This window comes from Agarivorans sp. TSD2052 (assembly GCF_023238625.1).
Lineage (GTDB): Bacteria > Pseudomonadota > Gammaproteobacteria > Enterobacterales > Celerinatantimonadaceae > Agarivorans.
This window is the reverse complement of sequence record NZ_CP096670.1, coordinates 3,298,060-3,315,709: the sequence shown is the minus strand read 5'-3', so window position 1 is coordinate 3,315,709 and position 17,650 is coordinate 3,298,060. Positions and strand designations below refer to the sequence as shown.

The 17,650-nt window shown below is 47.6% G+C and carries 12 protein-coding genes; 10 read left to right on the top strand and 2 right to left on the bottom strand.

The annotated features are described in order from the left end of the window. The first annotated feature begins 155 nt into the window (after positions 1-155). The 4 genes from M0C34_RS15045 (at position 156) to M0C34_RS15030 (ending at position 6,039) form a co-directional block, all read left to right on the top strand. A complete protein-coding gene (locus M0C34_RS15045) occupies positions 156-944 on the top strand; it encodes a (Fe-S)-binding protein (RefSeq protein ID WP_248712497.1) in 789 nt (262 codons plus the stop codon). Further along, positions 941-2,434: a LutB/LldF family L-lactate oxidation iron-sulfur protein gene (locus M0C34_RS15040; protein ID WP_248712496.1), complete on the top strand. Its 1,494-nt coding sequence runs from the start codon at positions 941-943 to the stop codon at positions 2,432-2,434. The genes M0C34_RS15045 and M0C34_RS15040 overlap by 4 nt, the downstream gene beginning before the upstream one ends. Continuing rightward, positions 2,434-3,102 (top strand): LutC/YkgG family protein, encoded by a 669-nt coding sequence (locus tag M0C34_RS15035; protein ID WP_248712495.1) that lies wholly within the window; start codon positions 2,434-2,436, stop codon positions 3,100-3,102. Before M0C34_RS15040 ends, M0C34_RS15035 begins: the two co-directional genes overlap by 1 nt. A gap of 105 nt (positions 3,103-3,207) precedes the next feature. Continuing rightward, on the top strand, positions 3,208-6,039 hold the full coding sequence (locus M0C34_RS15030) for an FAD-binding and (Fe-S)-binding domain-containing protein (RefSeq protein ID WP_248712494.1): 2,832 nt from the start codon (positions 3,208-3,210) through the stop codon (positions 6,037-6,039). 319 nt (positions 6,040-6,358) lie between these two features. Here M0C34_RS15030 and M0C34_RS15025 read toward each other — a convergent pair whose 3' ends face one another. Next, positions 6,359-7,069, bottom strand: a complete 711-nt coding sequence (locus tag M0C34_RS15025) for an alpha/beta hydrolase (RefSeq protein WP_248712493.1) — start codon at positions 7,067-7,069, stop codon at positions 6,359-6,361. 610 nt (positions 7,070-7,679) lie between these two features. Between M0C34_RS15025 and M0C34_RS15020 the strand changes: the two genes are divergently transcribed. From M0C34_RS15020 to M0C34_RS14995, 6 genes are read left to right on the top strand one after another with little or no spacing between them, the layout of a single operon-like run. Continuing rightward, positions 7,680-8,075 carry a hypothetical protein gene (locus M0C34_RS15020; RefSeq protein WP_248712492.1) on the top strand — a complete coding sequence of 132 codons (396 nt, stop codon included), beginning with the start codon at positions 7,680-7,682 and terminating at the stop codon, positions 8,073-8,075. A 42-nt stretch (positions 8,076-8,117) separates the two neighbouring features. Continuing rightward, positions 8,118-9,371 carry a TolC family protein gene (locus M0C34_RS15015; RefSeq protein WP_248712491.1) on the top strand — a complete coding sequence of 418 codons (1,254 nt, stop codon included), beginning with the start codon at positions 8,118-8,120 and terminating at the stop codon, positions 9,369-9,371. An 8-nt stretch (positions 9,372-9,379) separates the two neighbouring features. Next, complete coding sequence (locus M0C34_RS15010) at positions 9,380-11,017, top strand: efflux RND transporter periplasmic adaptor subunit (protein WP_248712490.1); 1,638 nt, start codon at positions 9,380-9,382, stop codon at positions 11,015-11,017. Next, positions 11,014-14,136: an efflux RND transporter permease subunit gene (locus M0C34_RS15005; protein ID WP_248712489.1), complete on the top strand. Its 3,123-nt coding sequence runs from the start codon at positions 11,014-11,016 to the stop codon at positions 14,134-14,136. Before M0C34_RS15010 ends, M0C34_RS15005 begins: the two co-directional genes overlap by 4 nt. Before the next feature lie 58 nt (positions 14,137-14,194). After that, positions 14,195-14,830, top strand: coding sequence for a copper resistance protein CopA (locus tag M0C34_RS15000; RefSeq protein WP_248712488.1), 636 nt, complete (start codon positions 14,195-14,197; stop codon positions 14,828-14,830). Positions 14,831-14,885: 55 nt separating this feature from the next. Next, the gene (locus tag M0C34_RS14995) at positions 14,886-15,554 is read left to right on the top strand and encodes a cytochrome b/b6 domain-containing protein (RefSeq protein ID WP_248712487.1); all 669 of its coding nucleotides are present in this window, start codon (positions 14,886-14,888) and stop codon (positions 15,552-15,554) included. Between the two features lie 70 nt (positions 15,555-15,624). On the opposite strand, the gene M0C34_RS14990 is transcribed toward M0C34_RS14995, so the two are convergent. Beyond that, positions 15,625-17,433, bottom strand: a complete 1,809-nt coding sequence (locus M0C34_RS14990) for an ABC transporter ATP-binding protein/permease (protein ID WP_248712486.1) — start codon at positions 17,431-17,433, stop codon at positions 15,625-15,627. Positions 17,434-17,650 lie beyond the last annotated feature (217 nt).

Genomic DNA, 17,650 nt, shown 5'->3' with positions numbered 1-17,650 from the left:
AAATGTTAAATAAAAGTTTAATTTTTACATCAAGGGTGTGCTGGGTTTCACGCTATGCACTAAGGTCTGATTCCAGCTTTACGCCACTTGACTAGAATGAACAGACTAAAGCATAGCGCTGTAGCAATTAATCGCTCAAGAGCCAGAGGTAAGGAATGACCCAAACAGGATTACGGATCTATCCAAGTAAACCCAACAAGGTGTATTTTTATGCCACCTGTTTATTAGACGTTCTCGACCCTGATGGCGGTATGGCGGCTGTTGAGTTAATTGAGCGCGAAGGCATAGAAATCATCTGGGTCGAAAAACAAAGTTGCTGTGGCCAACCCGCCTATACTTCAGGCTATCAAGACCAAGCAAAAACCGTGGCGCTAAGCCAAATAGCCTTGTTCCCTGAGGATCACCCTATTGTGGTGATGTCGGGCTCTTGCGCCGGCATGATGTTTAAACACTACCCCTCTCTATTTGCCGATGACCCTAGGCTGCATGCTCGGGCTCAAGCGTTTAGCGAGCGGGTGTATGAGTTTAGTGAGTTTTTACTAAGGGTGTGCCGAGCCACTTTACAAGATAAAGGCGAGCCTACCTCGGTGGTATTACATACCTCTTGCAGCGGTCGCCGAGAAATGGGTATTCATGTCAGCTCACAGGCTTTGCTTGCGCAGCTCAATAATGTGGAAATTAAAAACGCCGCCTACGAAACCGAATGTTGTGGTTTTGGTGGCAGCTTTGCGCTGCGCCATGCCGATATCAGCCAAGCTATGGTTGAAGACAAGGCCACTCACTTGAGCCAATCATCGGCCAAGCAACTGGTCAGTGCCGACTGGGGCTGCTTGGCCAATATTAACGGCCACTTGGCTTATCGTGGCGAAGCCGCTTCGTTTCAAGGTAAGCATTTAGCCAGCTTTTTGTGGCAACGCACCGCTGATGAAAGGGGCGAGCAATGAGCGTTCAACACTATCAAGCCAAGCAGTTTAAAAGCCAAGCTCGCGAAGCCTTAGCCGATCAACAGTTGCGCGATAACTTTCGTGGCGCAATGGACTACCTCCAACAAAAGCGTAAAGATGCCTTTAACGATCCCGATGAACTTGCCCAGCTGCGCTTACATGCCGAGAATATTCGCCAGCGTTGCTTAGCTAAACTACCCGAGTTATTGGAACAGTTAGAGCGTCACTGTGAGGCCAACGGGATTAAGGTGCATTGGGCTGAAGACGCCGCTCAAGCCCAACAACTCATTGCGGGCTTAATTCAGCAAGCGGGTGGCCAAAAAGTGGTGAAAGGCAAGTCGATGGTGACTGAAGAGATCGCTTTGAATCAGCATCTTGAAAGCTTAGGCATTGAATGTGTTGAAAGTGACATGGGCGAGTACATTGTACAGCTAGCAGAAGAAACTCCCTCGCATATCATTATGCCGGCGATTCACAAGAACAAGCAGCAAGTGGCCGATATATTTCAGCAACATATTAAAGACTTTAACTACACCTTATCAGTCGACAAGCTGATTCAAACTGGCCGCGAAGTATTGCGCAGCAAGTTTCAACAAGCCGATGTGGGCATTTCTGGGGTTAATTTTGCGGTGGCCGAAACGGGCACTTTGTGTTTGGTTGAAAACGAAGGCAATGGCCGAATGACCACCACCGTGCCGCCGTTGCATATTGCGGTAACGGGTATCGAAAAAGTGGTGGAGTTTCTCAGTGACGTGCCGCCGTTATTTAGCATACTTACCCGTTCCGCGACCGGCCAACATATTACCACGTACTTTAATATGATCTCTGGGCCTCGCCGCGCACCAGAGCGAGACGGCCCCCAACAAGTGCATTTGGTGTTGCTTGATAATGGTCGTTCGCAAGCTTACGCCGACGAGGCCCTACGTAAAACCCTGCAGTGTATTCGCTGCGGAGCGTGTATGAATCACTGCCCAGTATATACGCGGGTTGGGGGGCATGCCTACGGCACCACGTATCCTGGCCCCATTGGTAAAATTATCTCGCCACACTTGCAAGGTTTAGCCAATACCAGTGACTTAGTCACCGCCTCTAGCTTATGTGGGGCTTGTGAAGAAGTATGCCCGGTGAACATTCCCATCCCCAGTTTATTGCAGCGCTTACGCCGCGATGCCAAATTACCCACCGAAGCTGGCCAGCCTTCACTCAAAGGCCAAGCCAGTGCCGCCAGTGTTGTTGAGCATACTGCCTGGCGCGCTTGGGCATGGTTAAGCACTCACTCGGCCATTTACAACGTTTGTACCTCGCTTGTTTTAAGCTTAGCTAAGTTTATCCCCATACCAATGGGGGCGTGGACACGTTGCCGAGGCAAACCTGCCTTGGCCGAGCAGAGCTTCCATCAAGCAATGAAACAGCGTCAACAACAGGCTAACAAACAGCCTATCAGTCAATCAGCAGACCAAAGCAGTGCCAGCAATAAGGGATCAAATTAATGGTGATGACGGATTCTATGGCTAAAAGCCATATTATGGCGCGCTTAAAAGGGGTGAGTGCCTTAGCGCCTCAGGCCTCTACAGGTAGCCATCAACCGTGGCAAGCTCAATCAACTGAACAGCGGCTACAGCGCTTTAGTCAGTGTTTAGAGGCGGCGCACGCCGATGTACTTAGCATTACCAGCAGCAGTCAGCTTAGTGCTTGTTTAATTGAGTTAGCCGAGCAACATAACTGGAAAACCGCCATGCGTGGCAGCGGCGGAGAATGGGCAGAGCTGTTTGAACTCGCACTGGCCGGGCGAGTGCCGCTTAGCCCGTTTACGCAAAGCTTTGAGTGGCACAAACAAGCCCTGTTTAACCAAACTAGCGTAACGTTAACCGGCTGCGACGCGGCCATTGCCGATACTGGTACGGTGGTACTTAAACCGAGTGAAGCCGAACCCCGCAGCTTGTCGTTAATTGCGCCCTGTCATGTGGCGGTGATTAAAGCCAGTCAAATTATTGATAACTTCCCGCAATTAATTGAGCAGCAACAATGGTCACAAGGTTTACCCAGCAATGTGCTGCTTATTTCAGGGCCATCAAAAACGGCTGATATTCAACAAACCTTAGCCTACGGAGCCCATGGCCCCAGTCAGCTAATTATTATTGTGGTAATCAGCGAATAGCCCTGTGAAGCAAGCAGTGCTTTGTAAGGTATTCACTTTAGTTTTGCTGGCCGAGGAACATCTTCCCGGCCAGCAACTTTTTATAAATAGATTCAGGAATAAACCATGACTCAAACAACTAGCCCTGTATTAGAAGGATCTTACCAACAACTGTTTGAGCGCCTAGCCGAGCACTTTGAGCCCACGCAGCTGATCACCAGCGCTGCGCAAACGCTGGCTTATGGCACCGACGCCAGTTTTTATCGGCTTATTCCAAAGTTGGTGGTTAAGGTGAATCACCTAGAGCAGTTACAAGTGGTCATGGCCAATTGCGCCCAACTAGCCTTGCCTTATACCTTTCGCGCCGCAGGTACCAGTTTGTCGGGGCAGGCAATCAGCGATTCAGTACTGATTTTACTCAGTGATGATTGGCGCCAGCATGAAATATTGGATAATGGCGAAAAAATCAGCCTACAGCCTGGCGTCATCGGCGCAGATGCCAACCGTTACTTAGCACCGTTTCAACGCAAAATCGGCCCCGATCCGGCCTCCATCAATGCCTGTAAAATCGGCGGTATTGCCGCCAATAATGCCTCGGGTATGTGCTGTGGCACGGCGCAAAATTCATATCACACTATGGCTTCTATCACGGTGGTGTTTTCTGATGGTTCGGTATTAAATACTGGCGACCCACATAGCGTAGCAGCCTTTAAGCGCAGCCACGCTGGCTTGCTAGAAGGGTTGTTAGCGCTGGCGAAAAACACCCAACAAAACCAAGCTTTAGCCGACAAAATCCGCCATAAATACCGCTTGAAAAATACCACTGGTTACAGCCTTAACGCGTTGGTGGACTTTAGCGACCCTTTCGATATTTTGCAGCACCTAATGATAGGCTCTGAAGGCACGTTGGCTTTTATTGCTGAGCTTACCTATAACACCGTTATCGAGCATCCACACAAGGCGTCAACGCTGCTGGTATTTGCCGACAGCGATACTGCCTGTAAAGCGGTGCAGGTGTTAGCCGACCAACCCGTTGCGGCAGTGGAGTTAATGGATGGCCTCGCGTTAGCGTCGGTAGCCAATAAGCCGGGCATGCCAGACTTTATAGCCAGTTTAGATAAACATGCATGCGCTTTGTTAGTGGAAACGCGCAGTAGCCAAACCGATGAACTCAACCAGCTTTGTGAGCAAGTGATGGGCAGCTTGCAGAGTTTCTCTCGCATCGGTGAGGTAGCATTTACCACTAAATCCAATGAAACCGCCGCGTTGTGGGCGATTCGTAAAGGCATGTTCCCAGCAGTAGGGGCGGTGCGCGAAACTGGCACAACGGTGATTATTGAAGATGTTGCCTTTCCGGTAGCGCGCTTAGCTAATGGGGTCTGCGAGTTGCAACAACTATTCATTGAGCACGGCTACACCGAGGCGATTATCTTTGGCCATGCCTTGGCGGGCAACTTACATTTTGTATTCACACAAGGCTTTGATGACCCGGCAGAAGTGGCGCGTTATGGCCGCTTTATGGATGCTGTAAGCCAGTTGGTGGCGGTTAAATACCAAGGTTCGCTAAAGGCGGAACATGGTACGGGGCGCAATATGGCACCGTTTGTAGAGCTAGAGTGGGGCGCCGAAGGTTTAGCCTTAATGCAACAAATTAAGCAGCTGTTCGACCCCCAAAATTTGCTGAACCCTGGGGTTATCCTCAATAGCGATAGCCAAGTGCATTTAGCCAATTTAAAACCCATGCCAGCCGCCAATGAGTTGGTAGATAAGTGTATTGAATGTGGCTTTTGTGAACCCGTTTGCCCCTCTCGTAGCTTAAGTCTTAGCCCGCGGCAACGTATAGTATTGTATCGCGAGTTAAGTGAATTGCGCCGCAGTGGCAGTGATGCCCCGCGCCTGGCTGAGTTAGAAAAAGACTTTAAATATCTAGGCATAGATACCTGTGCTGCGGTAGGTTTATGTGCCGACCGTTGCCCGGTGGGCATTAATACCGGTGACTTAGTGCGGCAATTACGCGAGCAACAATATGCGAAGTACCAAAACATCGCCCGTTGGACAGCCGAACATTTTTCCAGTGTAGCAACCATGACCCGTCTAGGTTTAGGCACCGCCGAGCTGGGGCAAAAAGTACTGGGGTCGGGCGCGGTAAGCGCAATCAGTAAAGGTATTACCAACATATCGGCAGGCAAGGTGCCCACTTGGAATCCCGCTTATCCTACACGCGCCAAATACCAGCCACCACAAGCCCGTTTTCATAAACAAAAAGTGGTATATATACCGTCTTGTGCGGCGCGAACTATGGGGCCGCAAGCCGGCGCTATCGACCCTCGGCCACTGGTAGAGGTGACCTGCAGCGTGTTAGAAAAAGCCGGCTTTGAAGTGATAATGGCCGATAAGGGCGATGATTTATGTTGTGGCATGCCCTATCACAGCAAAGGCATGTTAGAGATTGCTGCCGACAAATCACAGCAGCTAGAAACGCTTATTTGGCAACTGAGCGAACAGGGCCGCTGGCCAGTGTTAATGGACACTAGCCCCTGCGCTAAACGCAGCAAAGAGCAGTTTAGCCAGCCCCTCGATATATATGAGCCAATAGGTTTTATTCACCAACACGCACTTAACAAGCTAGAGATAGCCAAGCTTAGTGAACCTGTAATGCTTCACCTTACCTGTAGTTCGCGCCGCATGGACATGCACGATCCGCTGCTCGATATTGCTAAACATTGTGCTGAGCAAGCCATATTACCTGAGCACATATACTGCTGCGGTTGGGCTGGCGATAAAGGCTTTACCACCCCAGAGCTAAATAAAGCCGCCTTAGCGCCCCTAAAAGCCCAAGTGCCAGAGGGCTGCACCCGTGGTTACAGCAATAGCCGAACCTGCGAAATTGGTTTGTCGCATCACAGTGGGGTGGTGTATCAATCGATATTGTACTTAGTGGATGAAGTGAGCGTGTAAGGCTTAGTAGCATCATATCACTGCGCATACCTAGTAAATATGAGTGTTATGCTCGCAACTTTAGTTTGGCAACAAGTTCTGCGGTAAGCAAAGCTTGTTGCCAACTTGGAAGTGGACAAAAGAGCGTTACGTTGTTAGTTCAAATACAGGCGACTCGGATTAGATTAAGTACGGTTGGATCGGAGTTAACGCCTCAAATAACGGGCGCCCAAAATTGCCCGAGCGCAGCGAGGCTTGGGCGTCCCTTTGATTTGTTGGTTATGTGAATATCGCACACAGTACTTAATAAGGCCCGCTTTTCACTGCCAGACTCTTGATACTAAATGAATTGATTTAGCCATTGTTTTGCATTATCCATAGCATCCAACCAATCCTCCTCTTCCATCATATGATCAGACTCGGGGTACTCCACCAGTTTTAGCTTATTTGGTGAGTCAGCATAATGAGGTACTAATTGATGATGAAGTGCTTTTGCGCTCGCTGGAGGAACGGTTGCATCCTTACCTGCAACAAGGGTTAGCAGTGCAGTGGGATGAATGTCTTCGGAAAACAAGTGTGGGCTTTCGGGAGAGTCACCCCAGTTAGGACTACCAATAAACAATGCCGCACATTTTATTCTTGTTTCCTCAACTATGACTTTATAACTAATAAACGCACCCATTGAAATTCCAACGAGGCCAAGCTTAGAAGGGATAATTAGATTTTGTTCATCTAATTCATCAATAAGTGAAGGGATCTCAATAGCTGTCTTTTTGACTACTTCAATAAAGCGCTGGTCAAAATAACCACTGTCATAAGCAAAGTAGTTATTAAAGTCAGGGTGTTGGCGATCACCATGCCCCCAACTATCAATCCCAATAAGCAAGAAACCTTCTTCGGCTAACATGTCCAGATCTGGTTTCTGAACATCTTTACTGGCAGAGAAGCCATGAAGAAAAAGAACGGTTCCTCGCTCTTTTGATTGCTCGATTGAATCTCTATAAACAAGCAGTAGTGGGATTCCGCTAATTGTTCTATTCGTAGTTAACATATTATCCAATTTGATTTGTTAAGCAATCTACTGTACCTGAACGCATTCACATAACGCCTTTGTCTAGCGAATCCCCTCATAATCCCGAGGAAAATCATAAAAGTAGACGCGCACTCCGTGGTTTGATCTAATGGAGACGTGAAGGGACAGCCATCTCTCATCAACTCAACCGGCGCACCTAAAATCCAGTAGCGCACTCTGAACGGATAACAAGACACTTATGATAAGTTATTCGAATAAACACATCAGGAGGATGACAAGACACCCATGATAAGTTAATAAGTATTCCTCTAGAAAGCAATGCAGAAGCACTTAATAAAACCATTAGTTTTGGTATGGAAAAAGCTGTGTTTGACTATGTTGTTCTTAAGAGGGCCTAACAAGCTTTGGGGAATAAATGCGTTATCCATTATTGATTATGCTTAAATTGTAGCTCTACCAAGCGTTGGTATAAGTCGCAGCTTTTCATTAACGACAAGTGATCGCCGGTGTCGACTAAACGGCTTTGATCCAATACCGCAATTTGGTGGGGATGCTGAATGGTGGAAAGGCTTGCTCGTGTACCTTAAACACTTTACTATCAATGCAAATCTTGCATCAGTTAGTTATTTTGCGCATATTTTTTCTGATTAGTTTATTGATTGCCAATCTTATCTCTACGCCAACCATGGCGATGGGAGAGGCATTCATGTCTACTATGATGATGCACCACAGCGCAATCAATACTGCCCACGATTGTCATTCGGCAGCTAGCGCTAAACAGCAAACTCAAGACCATCAATCAATGGACCATGCTCGCGTGGCGGTTGATGTTTGCGACAACAATGCCGCCGCCGAGCAATGTAAAATCCAATGCGAATTATCCGCCTGTAGTGCCACCCCTTTTGGTTTAACTACCCACTTTCCGCTACCTGCGTTCGCCAACGATGCTCCCGCTTTTAGCTATCTTCGTTTTTTCCCTACTAAACACCAAGAGTCGCTTTACCGACCTCCGCTTATTAGTTGATTTATACAAAATAAATCCGTAAATCACTAGTAAGGAATTTTTATGATACCCCGTTATATTGCAGGGTTGTTGATGCTATTTGTAATCGATGCATCAGCACAATCACTGCGTCTACAAGACGCTGAGCAAATAGCATTGCGGCTTGATCCCGCCGCCGAAATGTTTCAGCAGCAACAGCAACAGTTTGCAGCGCAAGCCATTGCTCAATCGCAGTTGGCCGACCCCATGTTAAAGCTTGGCTTGGGTAACTTGCCTATCGATAGCTTCGCTCTAGATCAAGATCCCATGACTCAAGTTAGTCTAGGTCTTGCCCAACAATTTAGCCGAGGAGATACCCTAAGCCTCAACGCTAATAGCTTTAATCAACGTAGTGAACAGAGCATACAGCTCGCCCAAAATCGCCAGCTGGAGCTTAGTCGTAACATCCGCAATATTTGGTTTGAGATACGTTTTGCTCATCAAGCCCAGCAATTGATTAAGCAAAATCAACGTTTGTTCAAACAGAATGTTGAACATGTACGAAGCCAATTTGAGTTAGGTTACAAACAAAGCCAAGATCTGATTCAAGCAGAGCTACAACTTAATAAATTTGATGAACAAATTGCCGCTTTTTATCAGCAAGAACAAGCTTTGCGCGGCCGTTTAGCCTCTTGGTTAGGTGCCCAAGCCTTCGATGCGTTTTCAGAGCAGCTACCTCATTGGGACGACAGTGTCAGTTACGCGATGAATGGCACTATCGAGCATTACTCTTTGCTGGGTTTACATCCTAAAGTACAGGCCGCACAAAAGAGTATTGACGTCGCCGAGAATCAAATAGCCATTGCCAACCAAGCCTATAAACCGGCGTTTAAAGTGGAAGTGGGCTATGGACATCGCCGTGCTACTGAAATGGATGGCTCACGTCGCAGCGATTTGCTCAGTGGGTTTGTCACTATGGATGTGCCTTTGTTCACTGATAAACGCCAGGACCAAGGGGTGATTGCAGCACAGCGCGGTAAGGGCATTAAAAGAGCAGAAAAAGACATACTCATGACCACCATGAACGGCATGCTCAATGGTGCGGTCGCCCGTTACAGTAATACCCATTCACGTATCCAACGTTATCAAACCACGCTATTGGAACAAGCCAAGCAAAATACCGCTGCAGTACTACAAGGCTACCAGTCAAATACCCTTAACTTTGAACAAGTGATTAAAGCGTTTATGGATGAATTAGCTTTAAGCCTAGAGTATCAGCAATTAACCAGTATCAAGTACAAGGCCTTGGCCGACGTGCGTTATTACCAAGCGAAATAGGAATATTCATGAACAAATTTGTATTAGGTATTCTCTGTTTGTCGCTTGGACTTGCGGGGGGGTACAGCCTTAGCCAATCAAAGCTACTCGGTGGCGTGCATGATTCAGAACCGTCGCTAAGTCAAACCGATGACCAAGCACAGCCATTGTATTGGGTGGCACCTATGGACCCCAATTATCGCCGAGACAAACCCGGTTTATCACCCATGGGCATGGACTTAGTGCCGGTTTACGAAGAGTCTTCAAGCTCCGACGCGCCAGGGATGGTAAGCATATCTCCTCGCGTAGAAAACAACCTTGGGGTTCGCACCCAAGTTGTCAGCTTAGAAAAATTCAGCCCTCAAGTTAAGGCTGTAGGTAGCTTGAGCTTTAATCAAGACACACTGTGGCAAATGAACAGCCGTATCTCAGGCTGGGTGGAGAAGTTGTATGTAAAAGCAGAAGGTGAACGGGTAACGAAAGGCCAAAAACTGTTGTCGCTGTATTCGCCAGAGTTACTCAAGGCGCAAGATGATTTACTCAACGCTTTTCGTTTAGGCAATAAAAACCTTATTCATGCCACTAAACAGCGCTTACAAGTGTTGGGGGTCAGCCAAGCGCAAATAAAACAACTAGAAAAAACCAAGAAAGTGAGCCAGTTTATCGACTTGTATGCACCAGACACCGGCTATGTATCAAAGCTTGGCGTGCGTGAAGGCGCGTTTATTTCGCCGGCAACCCAACTTATTGAAGCTGGCACTTTACACGATATTTGGCTTATTGCTGAACTGTATGAGTCTCAAGCTAATCTGGTGAGGGTAGGCGATAAAGCCGTTATGCAAGCCGGCAGCTTTGCTGGTGAGCAGTGGCAAGGCCAAGTCGATTATATTTACCCAGTATTAGATGCTAGTACGCGTACTCTACAAGTACGCATCAAGTTTGCCAATCACGATGAACGCCTAAAACCCAACATGTACGCGCAAGTTACTCTACAGGCAGAAGATGGCGACTACAGCTTATTAATACCCCGTGAGGCGGTGATACATGGTGGTGACTTTAGCCGGGTAGTGATGGCGCGCGGTGATGGAAAATACCAATCAGTTAAGGTGAAGCTAGGCCGAGAAAGTGGTGGCAAGGTAGAGATACTGGCAGGCTTACGCAAAGGCGATAAAGTGGTTACTAGTGCTCATTTCTTACTGGATTCAGAATCCAGTTTACGTGCTGATTTTAGCCGAATGGGGCCGCCCGATAGGCAGCCTACTAGCATTACCGTAGTTGCTAAAGTTGTAGCGATTAAAGCGCAAGCTTTAACGCTTTCTCATCCGCCAATCCCAGAGTGGAATTGGCCCGCGATGGTGATGGATTTCCCCATAGACCCCGCAATCATCCCTAGCCAACTGCAGGTTGGTCAAGGCCTTAGTGTTGAAGTCGAAAAGCAAGGTAATCAATATCCAATTGTGGCTTTAGAAATGGTTGAACTCGCTGAAAATGAGATGCAGGATATGAATAGCTCTGACGATCACAGCCAAATGGATCATAGCAGTATGAACCACGCTGCAAGCGGCGCTGAAGAAACCGCAACGGCCAGCGATTCCAACAACGACGATGAATTTGATTGGTTAGATTTAGAGAGTGACGATCTCAGTGATGCGGGAGACGCGCAATGATTAGACGCGTCATTGAATGGTCTATAGCCAATCGAGCGATGGTGCTATTGCTCACCTTAGTGGTGGTTATTTATGGGGGATTTGCCATTAAAAATACCCCCATTGATGCCATTCCTGATCTGTCAGATGTGCAGGTCATTATTAAAACCAGCTATCCGGGGCAAGCCCCTCAGGTGGTTGAAGATCAAGTCACTTATCCGCTAACGACTGCGATGTTGTCGGTACCCAATGCCAAAACGGTGCGCGGCTACTCCTTCTTTGGCGATTCTTACGTGTACATTATTTTTGAAGACGGTACCGATATTTACTGGGCGCGCTCGCGGGTATTGGAGTATTTATCCCAAGTTACCCCTAACTTACCAGCCAGCGCTAAACCTGCGCTAGGGCCAGATGCTACAGGTGTGGGGTGGATCTTTTCTTACGCCTTAACCGATCGTAGTGGCAATCATGATTTAAGCCAATTAAGGAGCTTGCAAGATTGGTTCTTAAAGTACGAACTGCAAACTGTACCGGGCGTATCTGAAGTGGCGACCGTTGGCGGCATGATTAAGCAGTATCAAGTGCAAATAGACCCAGACAAGTTACGCACTTATCAACTGCCGCTCTCAGCGATCACCCAGGCGATAAAGCAAGGTAACCAAGAAGCCGGTGCCAGTGTTATTGAAATGGGTGAAGCTGAATACATGGTGCGCACCAGTGGCTACATTTCTTCTATTGAAGATTTAGCCAATTTGCCCTTAAAGCTAAACGCTAACGGCACGCCAATACTACTGGGCGAAGTGGCGCATATCCAGCTTGGCCCACAAATGCGCCGAGGGCTCACCGAGCTAGACGGCGAAGGCGAGGTGGTGGGTGGTGTTGTGGTGATGCGCTTTGGCGAAAATGCTCGCGACGTTATTGCGGCAGTGAAACAAAAGCTCAGTGAGCTGCAACGCTCATTGCCAGAAGGTGTTGAGATTGTCACCACCTATGATCGCTCAGGTTTAATTGAGCGTGCGGTCGACAACCTGCAAGAGAAGCTTCTCGAAGAGTTTATTGTAGTGGTATTGGTTTGTGCTGCGTTTTTGTTCCATATACGTAGTTCTTTAGTGGTATTACTCAGCTTGCCGGTGGGTATTATCATCGCCTTTATTGTGATGCGCTGGCAGGGGATTAACGCCAACATTATGTCTTTAGGCGGTATTGCCATTGCCATTGGCGCAATGGTAGATGGCGCAATTGTGATGATAGAAAATGTGCACAAACACATGGAACGCACCCCGCTTACCAATAAAAACCGTTGGCAAGTGATTGGCAAGGCAGCAACAGAAGTGGGCCCTGCGCTGTTTTTCTCACTCCTTATTATCACTTTCAGCTTTGTACCTGTGTTTGTGCTAGAGGGGCAAGAAGGGAAGATGTTCTCGCCACTGGCCTATACCAAAACCTATGCCATGGCCGCTTCTGCGGGATTAGCGATTACGTTAGTGCCGGTATTAATGGGCTACTTTATTCGCGGTAAGGTGATTGCCGAAAATAAAAACCCTTTAAACCGTTTACTGATCGCTAGCTATAAGCCCTTACTGAGTTTGAGCTTAAAAGCACCCGTATTAGTGGTGGTCATCGCCGTGGCTTTAGTTGGTGTGGGTTTATATCCAGTAAATAAAATTGGTAGCGAATTTATCCCTCCCTTAGACGAAGGGGACTTAATGTACATGCCAACCACTTACCCCGGTATAAGCATTGGTAAAGCGCGCGAATTACTCCAGCAAACCAATAAGCTGATTAAAACGCTACCTGAGGTGGAACGAGTTTGGGGCAAAGTAGGGCGCGCTGAAACGGCCACTGACCCTGCACCTCTCACCATGATAGAAACCTTTATCACTTTAAAAGACAAGGCCCAATGGCGTGCAGGAGTTACTAGCGAAAGCCTGCGTCAAGAGCTTGATGCTTTAGTACAATTTCCGGGTTTAACCAACGCTTGGGTAATGCCGATTAAAACCCGTATCGATATGCTTGCGACCGGGATTAAAACACCGATTGGTATCAAAGTTGCTGGCGAGAAACTGGCAGTGATTGAAAATATCGGCAAGCAGATAGAGCTTATTTTACAACAGGTTCCCGGCACGGCCTCCGCTTATGCTGAGCGAGTCGCAGGAGGACGTTACGTGAAAGTAGATATAGACCGACAACGCGCCGCCCGCTATGGCTTAAACATTGCTGAAGTACAAGCTGTTGTTACGACCGCCGTAGGAGGGATGAATGTTACTCAAACCATTGAAGGCCTAGAGCGTTACCCGGTCAATATTCGTTACCCGCAGCGCTATCGCGACAGCGTAGAGCAAATGAAATTATTGCCACTGGTGTCGGCGAATGGCCTGCGCTTAACCCTTAACGATGTTGCCCGCGTTTATGTGGAAGATGGCCCCCCGATGATAAAAACTGAAAATGCCCGCCCCAATGGTTGGATTTTTGTTGATATTGATGGCCGTGATTTAGGCTCTTACGTAGCCGAAGCACAACAAGCAGTCGCTGAACAATTGGTGCTTCCAGCCGGGTATTCAATTAGTTGGTCGGGTCAATATGAATATATGGAGCGCGCAGCTGAAACCTTGCGGTTGGTGATTCCTGCTACCTTGGCAATTATTGTATTGCTGTTGTATATGGCGTTTCGACGGGTAGGTGAAGTGTTATTAATACTCGGCACCTTACCCTTGGCGATGATCGGCGGTATTTGGTTAATGTATTTATTAGGATACAACTTCTCTATCGCGGTAGGTGTTGGCTTTATCGCCCTCGCCGGCGTGGCGGTAGAAATTGGTGTGATCATGTTAGTTTACCTAAACCAATCATTGCTAGCCACCTTAGAAGAGCATGCTCAAATCACCAAGCAGCAATTGCGCGAGGCCATTATCAATGGTGCCGGATTACGAGTGCGACCGGTAATGATGACAGTCGCCACGGTGATCATCGGTTTAATACCCATTATGAAGGGTGAAGGTACGGGCTCTGAAGTGATGCAACGTATTGCCGCCCCAATGATAGGGGGGATGGCCTCTGCGCTGGTACTCACCTTACTGGTATTGCCAGCGGTGTACTACCTCTGGAAACGATTCAGCCTGCGTAAATTAATGCTCAATTAACTATTAACTCTATACATTAAGGGCATACGCAAACGCCTTGCCCAATAAGGAAAATGCCATGAAAAAACTATTATTAGCGATACCCGTTTCTTTAAGCCTTATCTTCTCGGTACCGGTCTTAGCACATTCTAAGCACTGTCAAGACAGCGAACTGGGCAGTGTAATGAAAGATATGAAAGACGACTTAAAAGCCTATGTAGATGCAGTAAAAGCAGATGATCAAACACTGATGCAACAGCAAATCGAAAAATTACTTAGCTCTGTAGCAAAAGCCAAGCAGCAGATCCCAATGAAGCTAAAAGGCGATGATATGGACCACTCCGCCATGGGGCATGACATGAGCGACAAGAGTGATATGGACCACTCCGCCATGGGACATGACATGAGCGACATGAGTGATATGGACCATTCCGCGATGGGGCATGACATGAGCGATATGAGTGATATGGACCACTCCGCTATGGGACATGACATGAGCGACATGGACCATAGCCAAATGGAAAACATGGCAGGAATGGATCATCAAACCCATATGCAACATACAGCGTATTTAGATGGGATAGAGCAGCTCAATGGCTACTTTGTACAGCTGCAGCAAGCTAACAATAAAAAAGAGATAAAAGCGGCCCTTAAGCGTATTAAGCAACATACCAAAGACAGCCACAAAAAATTTCGTTTAGACTGTGACAAATAAAGCCTAGCGCGTTACCGCTAATAGGCCTTGAGTATTCACTGAGTATGGAGCAGCCATGAGTAAGGTGCATAAAGTAAAAGTATGGGACGGCTTTGTGCGTTTTTATCATTGGCTGCAAGTGCTGTTGTTGGGGGGGCTTTGGTGGAGCGCAGAGCAAGCTGAAACAGAATGGCATATGGCCTTAGGGCTAATTTTTCTCTGTTTGCTGGTCACGCGGATTATTTGGGGGTTAATAGGCAGTAGCAATGCCCGTTTTAGTCAATTTGTCTCTCACCCTAAGCAGGTGTTCGCCGAGTGTAAGCAAGAACTTCGCGGTAAACCGGCGGAACACTTAGGTCACTCTGCGCTGGGTGGGTATATGATTATTGCCTTGATGGGGGGATTGCTACTACAAGCTATTAGTGGCCTGTTTATTAGTGACGACGTATTGGCTGAGGGCCCGTTATATCAATATATATCTGAAACCATGGCGAATAAAATCAGATCTATTCATCATGCTAACGTTGAACTGTTGCTGATATTGGTTGCTATACATGTGTTGGTCATACTCGGTTTTACCCTCAAAAAACGCCGCCTAATTAGCGCGATGATAAGCGGTTACCGCTTAACTACGTTAAATAAACAAGCGTTAACTCGCAGCGGTTGGTTAGGTTTTGTGTTGTATTTGGCCTTGCTGGCGCTAATGTTTAGGCAAAATCCAGAATACTTCGAGTACTTATTTTAGCCAGAGCAATGCACGGTTGGCTCCGTTCGCTGTAACTGATAGCTTCCTAAACTTAAGCCCTCTTAAGCCTTTATTGATTATGCTTAAATTGCAGCTCTACCAAGCGTTGGTATAAGTCGCAGCTTTTCATTAACGACAAGTGGTCGCCTGTGTCGACTAAACGGCCTTGATCCAATACCGCAATTTGGTCGGCATGCTGAATGGTGGAAAGGCGGTGAGCAATAATTAAGGTGGTACGGTTACGCATTAACTCTTGTAAGGCTTGCTGCACATGGTGTTCACTCTCGCTGTCTAATGCGCTGGTGGCTTCATCGAGTAGTAATATACTGGGATCTTTTAGTATGGCTCTGGCGATAGCAATCCGCTGGCGTTGGCCACCAGAAAGCCTTACTCCTCGTTCTCCAAGGTGGCTGTTGTAACCCTCGGGTAAGTTCATTATAAACTCATGGGCATGTGCTTTTTTGGCGGCCTCAATCACTTGTTGGTCGCTGGCTTGGGGGGTGCCATAACGAATATTGTGGTAAACATCACTGCTAAAAAGTGCTGGCTGCTGTGGCACCAATGCCATTTGTTGGCGAAGCGCTGTTGGGTCTAGCTGACGAATATCTACCCCACCCAGTGTCACCATACCGGATTGAGGGTCGTAAAAGCGTTGCAGTAGTTCAAACAGGGTTGTTTTTCCTGCGCCAGAGGGGCCAACCAGTGCGACGACTTTACCTTGTTCGGCGGTTAAACTTAGCTGCTCGGTGGCCGCTTGGTCTGGCCGAGAGGGGTAGTGGAAAGACACATTATTAAACGCAACTTCGGCCACTAGCCCAGCGGTTGAGGTAATGTTTTGGCTAGGCGCTACAATATGGCTGTCTACTTGAAGTATTTCAATGAGCCTTTCGGTTGCCCCGGCGGCGCGTTGCAATTCGCCTAATACTTCTGAAATAGTCGCCAGAGACGATGCCACCATAATGGCATAGAAGACAAACGCGGCTAAATCACCGGCAGACATTACCCCGTTGATTACATCGCTACCACCTACCCAAAGCATTCCGGCAATAGCACTGAATACAATAACAATCACGCCTGAGATTAAAATGGCCCGTTGTTTTACCCGCTGGCGACCTATCTCAAAGGCCTTTTCTACTTCGTTAGAGAACAACGTGCGTTCTTGCGCTTCGTTACTGTAACTTTGTACGGTTTTTATGTGCTCTATAGCTTCGCCTGCGTAGCTCCCTACATCGGCCATAGAATCTTGGCTTTGGCGTGACAGCGCTCTAACCCGGCGTCCGTATATTAATATAGGCACTAGAATAAACGGCACCGAGGCTAATACTATAAGGGTGAGTTTTATGTTGGTGGCAAACAGCATGATGATGGCACCGATACACATTAATGCACTGCGCATCGCCATAGAAAATGAAGAGCCAATAATGCTTTGTAGCAAGGTGGTATCGGTAGTGATGCGAGACATAATGTCGCCACTGCCGTTGGTTTCAAAATAGCTGGGGTGCAAGGTAATTACGTGGTTAAACACCGCCAGCCGTATATCGGCACTCACGCGTTCACCCACCGAAGACACTAAGTAAAACCGAAAAAATGTGCCGATGGAAATAAACACCGTTAGCGCAAGAATAAACTTAATCGCACTTCCCAACTGTTGTAGCGATTGTTGGGCAAAGCCTTCATCAATTAATATACGCACCCCGTACCCCACCGACAGGGTGAGCGACGCGGTAAAAATTAGCGCCAGCAGTGCCGCTGCTACTCGGCCCTTGTAAGGGCGAATAAATCGGACTAATTCAAACAAAATACGCAGGTTTTTGCCTTTTGCTGTGGCGTTAGTATCGCTTGTTTGAGTGCTTGCACTTGCGGTGGTTCGGGTTTGCATGGCTACGCCTTTATATTGCCCAGATACATTAGGGAGATGGTTGCCATTGAGTCTTACACTGCGAGTTAGGCAGCCCAGCTTCAATCAGTGGTCTTATTCTATAGCAATGGGAGCCATTGCCCAGAATAACAAGCCTTGGCTAAACTAAGTTGAAGGTTCCATCACTTGAAGAGCCACGCCACTCGCTTAAGTCATAGCGATTGGGGGGAATGCGCGA

Coding starts and splice junctions, on each gene's coding strand:
- M0C34_RS14990 (WP_248712486.1), bottom strand. CDS start 17,433: ATGCAAACCCGAACCACCGCAAGTGCAAGCACTCAAACAAGCGATACT.
- M0C34_RS15015 (WP_248712491.1), top strand. CDS start 8,118: ATGATACCCCGTTATATTGCAGGGTTGTTGATGCTATTTGTAATCGAT.
- M0C34_RS15045 (WP_248712497.1), top strand. CDS start 156: ATGACCCAAACAGGATTACGGATCTATCCAAGTAAACCCAACAAGGTG.
- M0C34_RS15035 (WP_248712495.1), top strand. CDS start 2,434: ATGGTGATGACGGATTCTATGGCTAAAAGCCATATTATGGCGCGCTTA.
- M0C34_RS15030 (WP_248712494.1), top strand. CDS start 3,208: ATGACTCAAACAACTAGCCCTGTATTAGAAGGATCTTACCAACAACTG.
- M0C34_RS15025 (WP_248712493.1), bottom strand. CDS start 7,069: ATGTTAACTACGAATAGAACAATTAGCGGAATCCCACTACTGCTTGTT.
- M0C34_RS15000 (WP_248712488.1), top strand. CDS start 14,195: ATGAAAAAACTATTATTAGCGATACCCGTTTCTTTAAGCCTTATCTTC.
- M0C34_RS15040 (WP_248712496.1), top strand. CDS start 941: ATGAGCGTTCAACACTATCAAGCCAAGCAGTTTAAAAGCCAAGCTCGC.
- M0C34_RS15005 (WP_248712489.1), top strand. CDS start 11,014: ATGATTAGACGCGTCATTGAATGGTCTATAGCCAATCGAGCGATGGTG.
- M0C34_RS15010 (WP_248712490.1), top strand. CDS start 9,380: ATGAACAAATTTGTATTAGGTATTCTCTGTTTGTCGCTTGGACTTGCG.
- M0C34_RS14995 (WP_248712487.1), top strand. CDS start 14,886: ATGAGTAAGGTGCATAAAGTAAAAGTATGGGACGGCTTTGTGCGTTTT.